General features: G+C 66.5%; 5 protein-coding genes and 1 pseudogene. 5 read left to right on the top strand and 1 reads right to left on the bottom strand.

All coding sequences use genetic code 11. From position 1 onward, the window contains the following. Positions 1-971 (bottom strand): chaperonin GroEL (gene groEL, locus BCD48_RS43980; RefSeq protein ID WP_116271861.1); only part of this gene is annotated, 971 nt, incomplete at its 3' end. Between the two features lie 835 nt (positions 972-1,806). Between groEL and BCD48_RS50390 the strand changes: the two are divergent. From BCD48_RS50390 to BCD48_RS43960, 5 genes and pseudogenes are all read left to right on the top strand, one after another. Further along, positions 1,807-1,884, top strand: a pseudogene (locus tag BCD48_RS50390) (IS6 family transposase); the annotation flags it as partial. A 289-nt stretch (positions 1,885-2,173) separates the two neighbouring features. Beyond that, positions 2,174-3,604 carry a vWA domain-containing protein gene (locus BCD48_RS43975; protein WP_157910640.1) on the top strand — a complete coding sequence of 477 codons (1,431 nt, stop codon included), beginning with the start codon at positions 2,174-2,176 and terminating at the stop codon, positions 3,602-3,604. Then, positions 3,601-4,878: a toll/interleukin-1 receptor domain-containing protein gene (locus BCD48_RS43970; protein ID WP_083420135.1), complete on the top strand. Its 1,278-nt coding sequence runs from the start codon at positions 3,601-3,603 to the stop codon at positions 4,876-4,878. Before BCD48_RS43975 ends, BCD48_RS43970 begins: the two co-directional genes overlap by 4 nt. A gap of 1 nt (position 4,879) precedes the next feature. After that, positions 4,880-8,131 carry a nucleotide-binding protein gene (locus BCD48_RS43965; protein WP_071054645.1) on the top strand — a complete coding sequence of 1,084 codons (3,252 nt, stop codon included), beginning with the start codon at positions 4,880-4,882 and terminating at the stop codon, positions 8,129-8,131. Positions 8,132-8,229: 98 nt separating this feature from the next. Further along, complete coding sequence (locus BCD48_RS43960) at positions 8,230-9,177, top strand: DUF4231 domain-containing protein (RefSeq protein ID WP_071054643.1); 948 nt, start codon at positions 8,230-8,232, stop codon at positions 9,175-9,177. The last annotated feature ends 110 nt before the right edge of the window (positions 9,178-9,287 follow it).

The following is a 9,287-nucleotide window of genomic DNA, read 5'->3' as shown; positions in this document are numbered from 1 at the left end:
GTGACGACGACCTTGCGGGCCTTGCCCAGCAGATCGACGGTGGTGCCCTCGAGCTTGAGGCCGACATCCTCGGAGATCACCTGGCCACCGGTCAGGATCGCGATGTCACCAAGCATCGCCTTACGGCGGTCACCGAAACCGGGGGCCTTCACCGCGACRCTCTTGAACGTGCCACGGATCTTGTTGACCACCAGGGTCGCCAGCGCCTCACCCTCGACGTCCTCAGCGATGATCGCCAGCGGCTTGCTCGCCTGCATGACCTTCTCCAGCAACGGGAGCAGGTCCTTGACCGCCGAGATCTTGCTGTTGACGATCAGGATGTACGGGTCGTCGAGGACGGCCTCCTGACGGTCGGCGTCCGTGACGAAGTACGGCGAGATGTAGCCCTTGTCGAAGCGCATACCCTCGGTGAGCTCAAGCTCCAACCCGAAGGTGTTGCTCTCCTCGACAGTGACGACGCCTTCCTTGCCGACCTTGTCGAGCGCCTCGGCGATCAGGGCACCGATCGCCGGGTCACCCGCGGAGATCGACGCGGTCGAGGCGATCTGCTCCTTGGTCTCGACCTCCTTGGCCTGCTTCGAGAGCTCCTCGGAGACACTCTCGACAGCGACCTCGATGCCCTTCTTCAGGCTCAGCGGGTTCGCACCCGCGGCCACGTTGCGCAGGCCCTCACGGACCAGCGCCTGGGCCAGGATCGTCGCGGTGGTCGTGCCGTCACCCGCGACGTCGTTGGTCTTCTTCGCGACTTCCTTGACGAGCTCGGCGCCGATCTTCTCGTACGGGTCCTCGAGCTCGATCTCCTTGGCGATGGAGACACCGTCGTTGGTGATCGTGGGTACGCCCCACTTCTTCTCCAGAACGACGTTACGGCCCTTCGGACCAAGCGTGACCTTCACGGCGTCGGCCAGCTGGTTCATGCCGCGCTCCAGGCCGCGCCGCGCCTCCTCATCGAAGGCAATGATCTTCGGCATGGTGTCGGAGTCCTCCCACAGGGATATGGCAATGTGATGGCCTGGCCACAACGACGCCCGCGACGGACGGCTTCACGCCACGACCCGCGCACCGGCGCCCGTCCCCTGGGGCCGCAGCCCCAGAGCGGGCGCTCAACGGGCCGATCCGCGGATCGGCCCGGATGACTGATCGAGACAGCCTCGTCGTTTCAGCCTGCTGGCACTCAGACTACCCGAGTGCCAGCTCCCTGTTTAGCACTCGACCCCGGTGAGTGCAAGCTCGCTCTCCGCATCCGGCCCCGGCACCCGTCATCCGGCCCCGGCACCCGGACGGTCAACTGTGACAAGCCTGCGGGCGGCACCGGCGACCTGTAGTCGGACCCGCCATGTCCGCTTGTCGTCCCGACAGCGTGAGTACCTGACCGTATCCGTTTCGGCCGATGAGATCTTCCTGCGGCGAAGCAGGGGAAACAGCCGCCATGCGAGTACCGACACCACCCGCGACGGACGGACGGCCGCGGCCGCCTGGGACCGGCTCTACTCGAGGCTGACCCGCTGCGCAGCTGGGAAGGGCAGGCGGGCCAGCTGCCGATCCTGGCAGGCGCGCTGATCCGCCTGGCCGTCCCACGGTGGCCCGGCGAACGGAACCAAATCCACTGTGGCTGTGGCGCTTGACCCCCGACGTCAGCCCGACGCAGGTCGACCTTGACACTCCGCCACCGACAACGGGCGATCATCCAACCGGTCCGGAAGGCCACCGGCACGTCAACAGCCGCAGGACCTGAGGGACGGGCAAGCTAAGCGACAAGCTAAGGCCGCCGCAGCAACGCCGCGGCCCACTCGACGAGCATGGCTGCTTCAAGCTCGACCGCGGCCGATGCGCGGACTCGTACGCCTTCGCTCCATGCAGACCGTCAGCGCAGGACGGGCGGTGAAGTAGTCGTCGGCCACAATAATGCCTGGTCACAACAATGATCGGATCACCAGCGCCAGTGCACCGGCGGCCATGCAGTCCCACCGAAGACACGATCTTCGACCGTCGCGACGGAAATGGCCGGACCTGTCACCATCGACCGGTTCGTGTGCTGTATTGTGGCAAATCTCGATAGCCGGTCCTACGGGGGTGGCCATTGCTACGAGAGCTGTCGCGAGCGCGCGGTAATACGCCGCGCCGGCGAATTATGGGTTCAGCCATCGTGGCCCTTACAGCATTTGTGCTGGTCATGGGCCCTGCACTTGTCAACCACCAGGTCTCGGACGTCCGGCTGACCACGGCCGACGACCACTCGCGGGCCGCTCCCGTCGCGTCGCCGCGAGCAGCCCTAGGCAACCGTGGCCAACTCGCCGGCGTCGTCACCGCGGCGGGCGGGGTCAGCGGGGTATCGACCACGGATCCCCCGCCCGTGGCCATTGTCGTCGTCGTCGACGTCTCGGCCCGGATCGGTGAGGGAACCCTGGACCAGGTGCGCCAAGCGGTCGACACCTACATGACGGCCCAGAGCGTGCGCGGCTCCCTCGTGACCGTCGTCGAGTACGGCAGTGAACCCAGGGAGGGGCCAGCCGCCGAGGTCATCTGCCCGACAAGCGTGATTGGCCCAGGCTCATCGGCACAGTTCCTGCACAACTGCGTCGACAGACTCCAACACCGCTGGACCAGTGCGGGCGACGGCGCCAATCCCGTTCTCGCCCTGGACCTCGCGAAAACCATCCTCGAACAACCGGTCCTCGGCAGGCCCAGCCCCGACAGCGTGCGGAAGATAATCTTTCTGCTGGCCGGTGAGCCGCTCGGCGCGGCCGGATCGGACGGAAACCCACCGAACTCCGCCGTCCGAGCCGAGAACGCTCGCCGGGACCTGCCCGGAGTGGTTGCCTCGGAGCTTCGGGCTGCACGGATCGAGGTCTGGCCCGTCGGATTCCCGGTCGGCGCCGGCACGGCGGTCGACAAGGACCAGCAGGCCTTGACGGACCTGGCCACGGGGGCCGGCCAGCCCGCCTGCGGCTCAGGCGCTCAGGCCGTCTTCGCCGGCAGCGTCGACGGCCTGAAGGCGGCCGCGGGCCAGGTGTTGCAGGCGGCGTCGCTGACAACTGTCTGCACCGCTCCGCCAACGACCGCCCCGCCAACGACGGTGCCGTCGCCGACCGAGCAGCCGGTGCCCCCTGACGGACACGATGCGCTGCGGCCCTATCAGGTCACTATCGGAGTCGTTGGCTTCCTACTGGTGGCGCTGGTCGTGGCGTTCATCATGCATCTCCTCCGGGGGAGGTCGACCCCGGTGAGCCTCCTCGATGTGTCAACCACGGTTCCGATCGCGCCGCCCACTCTTTCGGGGGTGACCGTCTATCTACGCCGGGGCCCGAAAGCAGTGGCATTCTTCCAGGCGGATCCCGACCTGGGCGACACCCTGTACCTGAAGGTACGCGATCTTAGCACCCAGCCGAGACTGTCCGCCACCGGCGAGGCCGGCTGGAATCTTCAGCTCACCCGCGACAGCAACGGCGGCTTCAGACTGAAGAGGTCAGCCGAGGACAGCTCGCACGCCATCCCCGCCGGCACCGAGAACCAGTACGACCTCGGCGCCGGCGTCACCCTGTCCGTCGTCGACGCCCCGGCCCTGAACGCCGAGCAGCCCATGCAGTTGGAGCAGGTGAGATGAGTAGTTCCAACGTGGTAACGGCCCCCGTTCCGGCCAACGGTGTCGCCAACGGTGTCCCGGCCCTGAGCGCCGCGGCACCCGGCGTCGCGACCAACAGCGGGAATGCTCCCGGGACCAGATCGCCGAAGGTCTTCGTCAGCTTCTCGTCCCACGACAACGTGAACCAGAGCGCGACGACGTTCGTGAGCGATCTGACCGCACGGCTGGCGGAGAAGTTTCCCGGTACCAAGAAACCCCACGTGTTCTACTCGAACAAGTCGCTGAAAAACGGGCAGACCTGGGAGAGCGAGCTTCTGAAGGAACTCGACCGGTGCGACTACTTCCTCCCCCTCTGCTCGGCCAACTTCTTCGGCTCGCCCTGGTGCTCGAAGGAATGGTCCTATTTCCGCCGCCGGCTCCTTTCCTCCACGCCCGCCGGGCAGCGCGCCCTCGACCGGCTGATTCCAGTGTGGTGGCGAAAGATCGGCGACGGGAGGAAGAAGGACAAGGAAAACCTCCACCCGGTGCTCACGCCATACCACGTCGGCTATCCCGACGACACGCCGGAGCGACCCGGCTTGCAGAGGCTCCTCCGCTCGAACCCCGCCAAGTACCACGCGTACGTAGAGACCATCGCGGAACTGATCCATACCGACTTCGCCAGGCGGCCAGACCCCCTCGACCCGCTGGGCCTGACGAACTTCAAGTCACTGGAACCCGCGTTCTCTCCGGAGGCCGCCCAGCGGAAGACGCTGGAGACGAACCTCATCTACGCGGTCAGAGACGACCCGGCCGACTGGTGCCCGTTCGGGCATTCGTCGCCTGTCGACACCGAGTGGAATAAGGAGGAACTCTACCCGGAAAGAATCGTCGACAGGGTCCTGCGGCGCTTCAACGCGGTCGCCCAGGCCGATCCTCTTCTCCCAGAAAAAGACTGGACGGAGATAGAGGGGTGGAAACGCCAGCAGGCCGTGGCCGCCCTCAGCGACACCATCCCGGTCACAGATCTTGACATGGAGGACTGGCTGAAGGATCAGCTCAGGCGGGAGGACCTGTCTGGGCAGCCCTCTCGTACCAGCTGGGTGAACACCCTGACCATCAACAGGAGGCCGAAATCCACGAGCCGCCAGCTCTTCGTGATGACCCTTCTCGATCAGGGGGGCGAGGTCTACGCGTTCAGCAGCCCGGACCAGCTCACGACGGCGCTGGTCAAGGGAATATGGGCGATGCGAACACTTCTGGACGGCGGCAGCGACCCTGGTCTTGACCACGTCAAGCCAAACCGCAGGCGGTAATATGACGACGAATATTGGCCAGACGAGCGACGTCGGCGCCATCACCAGCTTCTATTCGTTTAAGGGCGGCGTCGGTCGGACGATGGTGCTGGCCCAACTGGCGTGGGTGCTGGCGTCCCAGGGCTGTCGCGTCCTCGTCGTCGACTGGGATCTCGAGGCACCCGGGCTACGCGAGTATTTCTACCCGAACATTCCGACCGAAGAAGGACCTCCGGGGGGCGACGCCAGTGGCGTACTCGGACTGATCTCGCGCTATACGGGTCGTGTCAGCGAGCTCTACAAGCAGAAATTCCGGCAGGCGGAGGCCGACCTGCTTGCGGAACTCCGCGGCGAGTTGCGCCGCGGGTTCGCCGAGATCTTTGCCGAGATCGTCGCCGCGACCCCCTTCCCTCCGGAGGGGTACTCCGAACCGGATTTTCGCCGCGCCCTCACCACGGCGGCCGCCGCTGTCCGTGACCAGCTCGTCGACGGTCGCGGGGCGTCGCCCAAGGGCCACGGTGATCAGGAACTGGCGAAAGCCCTGACCGCACAGCTTCTCACCGTGGCGGGTGACGTCTTCGCCAGGCTGGGCGGGGAAGCCGAGGCCGTGTTCGAACAGGATCTGACCGCGAAGGTCACCGCGAAGGTCACCGAGGCCGTACGGGACATCCGGGAGCGCGGGGTGGACACGCCGGCGCTGCTGCGCGCGGCCGTGGACGAGATCCACGAGAACCAGGATGAGCTTGACGACCTGACCTCCCTCGAGGAGCTCTCCGTGCAGGTCGAGACAAGCGCCGGTGGCATCGCCGGCATGATCGAATTCATGCCGGCGGGGTACCTCAACCCCGACTACGACAACGAAGTCGTCTCATTAGACTGGGGGCACTTCTTCCGGAACCTGCGCGGCGGCGACTTCCTGAAGGCGGTCCGGGCCAGGATGAAGCACGATTTCCAACACGTGCTCATCGACAATCGCACCGGTATCAGTGACACCTCGGGAATCGCTACCAGAATTCTTCCCGACACTGTTGTGACGTGCTTCTCACTGAACGACCAGAATATCGACAACTCGGCGGAGATCGCCGCGCAGATTCACGAAGAAAGCCCCGGAACCCGAGTTCTCCCGCTTCCCTGTCGAGTCGAGCTCAGTGACAACCCACAGCTGAGGAAGGCGCGGCTGCGCTACGAGAGCAAATTCGAGGGGCTCATCGGCAATCATGTCGGCAAGGATGATCGCGATTACTGGGACCGCGCCATCGTCCCCTACAGCCCCCGCTACGCGTATACCGAGACACCGCCGCGGGAGGCTAGCTCGGACTACGACGAGGTGCTGAAGGCAGTCGAGTTCCTGGCAGAGAACGTCACGTTGAGCGAGCCGGTGAAGTTCACCGTACCGCGAGACCAGTGGAAGACGTTCACAGACAGCTTCGAGCGGCCGCCGATTGACGCGGACTACACCCGGGTGGTCCTCAGCCACAGCGCCGAGGACGAGGCCGTGGCCGTGTGGGTGGAGTGGCTGCTCAAGGAACATGGGCTGAGCGTTCGGCGCCAGCGCGCCTACCACCTGGACACGCGAATCCTCGAGCAGGAGCTGCGGACGGCCCATGGCAACCCGACGAATACCCGGTCCGGCGGAACGCTGTGTGTCATGCCGCTGCTCAGGGAGGACTACATCAGCCTCGATCTGGCCAAGGAGGCCTGGGAGTGGGCCCGCCCCCGGGTCACCAAGGGCGGGCGGGAGGTCCTTCTCCCCGTCCGGACCGAGCAGTTCGCGCGTCTCCCTCCCTTCGACCGGCCCGTCGAGTGTGTCGAGCTCGCGTCCGCCCTGGCCTTCGGCAGACGCGAGGAGGCCCGCGCCACCCTGCTCAGGTCGATCGCGGACCGGTACGACGTGCCGGAGGAGCAGAACGAGCCCGAACCCGAGTTCCCGTTGCCCCCGGTCGTGCTCGACGACAGGGAGGCCGCCGAGCGGCGGACCGCGAGAAGAAAAGCCACTGACGGGGATTCCGTCACGCGCTTTCAGTATCTTCTCGCGCTCGCCAACCAGCAGAAGGAGGAACCCGCCGCGGTGGGCCAGCTCAAGGAGGCGGTCGAGGTGGCGAGGGATCTCGGCGACGCGCTGAAGGAGGCGCTCGCCGGATTCCTGCAGGCGGCGGCCGAGATCCGGGTCGCACGGGACAGCGCGGAGAAGGCCCATGAGCGAGCGGCACAGCTCGCGACCGCGGCCGCCGACGCCGTCCTGCGGCTTGACGAGCGCGACCTGGTCGTGGAGCCAGTGGGCCGGCTGTTGAAGCTGTCGGAGTCGGACAGCTTCAAGGATGAGGCGCAGGGGGTGGCCGCAGCCATCGACCGGCTGCGTGGCCGGCCTCTCCGGCTAGACGTGCTGGCACGGCTGTCGCTGGCAGCCGCCGTCCTCGATCGTCTCGTCAACGACCTCGGGGACGCCGAGGACAAGTGCCTCGCGGCGCGCATGCTGGCCGACGGCCTGAGCCAGCGAGACGCGGACCTGGTCGCGCGTTGCGATCTCGAGTTCGGGCTGATCGCACTGCAGAAGCGGGAACGCCCCAACGCCGCCGCGTTGACCGAGGCAGAGGAGCACTTCCGCCGGGCCTGCCGTAACGCTGGCCGGACGACCGCGACCGGAGTGGAGACCTACTTCCTGGCCACCCGCGGACTCGGTCTCGTCGAACAACTGCGCCTGTTCCTGCCCGCTCACGACGGCCACCGCCACAATCTCGCGGAGGATTACTTCCACGAGGCGCTCGACGTCCTGGCAGAGGCCGAGCAGAGCAAGATGATAGATCCGATGGACGCGGACTACCGCCGGGTGCTCATCTTCACCCACCTGGGTGCCCTCGCCGAGCAGCAGGACAAGGTGTCCGACACGCTCAAGGAAGCCAAGAGGCCGGACGGCACCCGGTGGGAAAACCTCACGATGCCGGACCGGTACCGGCCCGCGGCGGACCTGCTGTCGCCGCTGGCGTTGCAGGTTTCGTTGCCGTTCGCCTGGATGCTGCGGAAGAGCTACCGGCCGGACGACCTGCCGGACAATGCTGTCCGGCCGACGAGCCAGTGGCACCGTCCGGCTGTGCAGGCCTTCTGGATCTACTTCATGCTCGGCCTGATGGACCGTCGGGAGGAATGCCGGCGTGACGCTCAGCTCAGGAGTGTCAGAACGACCGGGACGGACCTGGATACCCTCAGGAAGTACGGCGTCCACGACTGCGTCTGGCTCCAGAAGAAGCTGAACCAACTGGATGACACGGCGTCGTAGCGTGGTCGGCCCGCGCATATCCGGCGCGGCGTACGGGCACGCGAAAAGAAGTTGCAGCAGCTTGAGATACGCAGCGACCCGAGATACTGAGGGAATCCATGAGCGGCATCGTCTACCCGGCGCTCCACAAGGAGGCGTCGAGCACGTCGGCGGCCCAGCAGGCCATGTTGTTCCGGCTGACGAAGGCGTCCCTCGTCCTGGCCGTCCTGTCCGCGCTTTTCGGCGCGCTGCCCATCGAGCCGCACGTCGGGGAGACCGAGGTGGACGTTGCTACCTGGATCGCCATAGTGGCTTTCATCGGCGTGTTCGTCTGTAACCTCGCCCTGGCCCTCAGGCGGCCCGAGCGCACCTGGTACGACGCCCGGGCGGTCGCCGAGTCGGTCAAGTCGCTGAGCTGGCAGTTCGCCGTGGGTGGCGGCGAGTTCGCGGAGGCCGAGCGGGCCGACGGCAAGTCCCCGGAGGACGTCTTCCGCGGCCGCATGGACGAACTGCTCGAACGGATGAAGGAGGTCGGAGTTGACCGGCTGATAACCCATGGCCCAAGCGGGGGCACGCCGTCGCCGAGCATGACGGACCTGCGGACGGAGGACCTGATCAAGAGGATCGACCAGTACGTCGCCGGCCGTCTCGACAACCAGCGGAACTGGTACCGCAAGAACGCGAGGAAGAACGCGACCAACGCCGACAGGTTCCTCTGCGTGTCCATCTTCATCCCGTTCGCTGGGATCGTCCTCGGCCTCGTCGGCGTCCTGACCTCCCTCGACGTCGACTTCGTGGGTATCGCCGCGGCGGCGGCCGCCGCGGCCCTCGCGTGGACGCAGTCGAAGGACTTCGAGACGATCGCGCGGGCCTACCAGCACACCGAACGGGACCTCGTGAAGGCACTGGACGAGGTCGAGGCGAAGCGGGCCACCTACGACGACGCGGACAAGACGTGGGCCGACTTCGTCGACTCTGCCGAACAGGCCATCTCCCGCGAGCACACCCTGTGGCTGGCCCGGCGCGGCGTGCCGCCGCGCGAGACCTTCCGTGCGGGCCGGTCCTGACCGCGGCCATCTGACCGGCTGTCGCGCGAAAACCCTCGGTACAAGGTCCGCTCACCGCCGAACGGGTGACGTCGCGACGGTTACCTTGCGTTACGTGCCGTCAAGAAACG

Source organism: Pseudofrankia coriaricola (genome assembly GCF_001854805.1).
In the GTDB taxonomy this organism is placed as follows: Bacteria; Actinomycetota; Actinomycetes; order Frankiales; family Frankiaceae; genus Pseudofrankia.
This window is presented reverse-complemented; position numbering and strand designations above follow the sequence as displayed.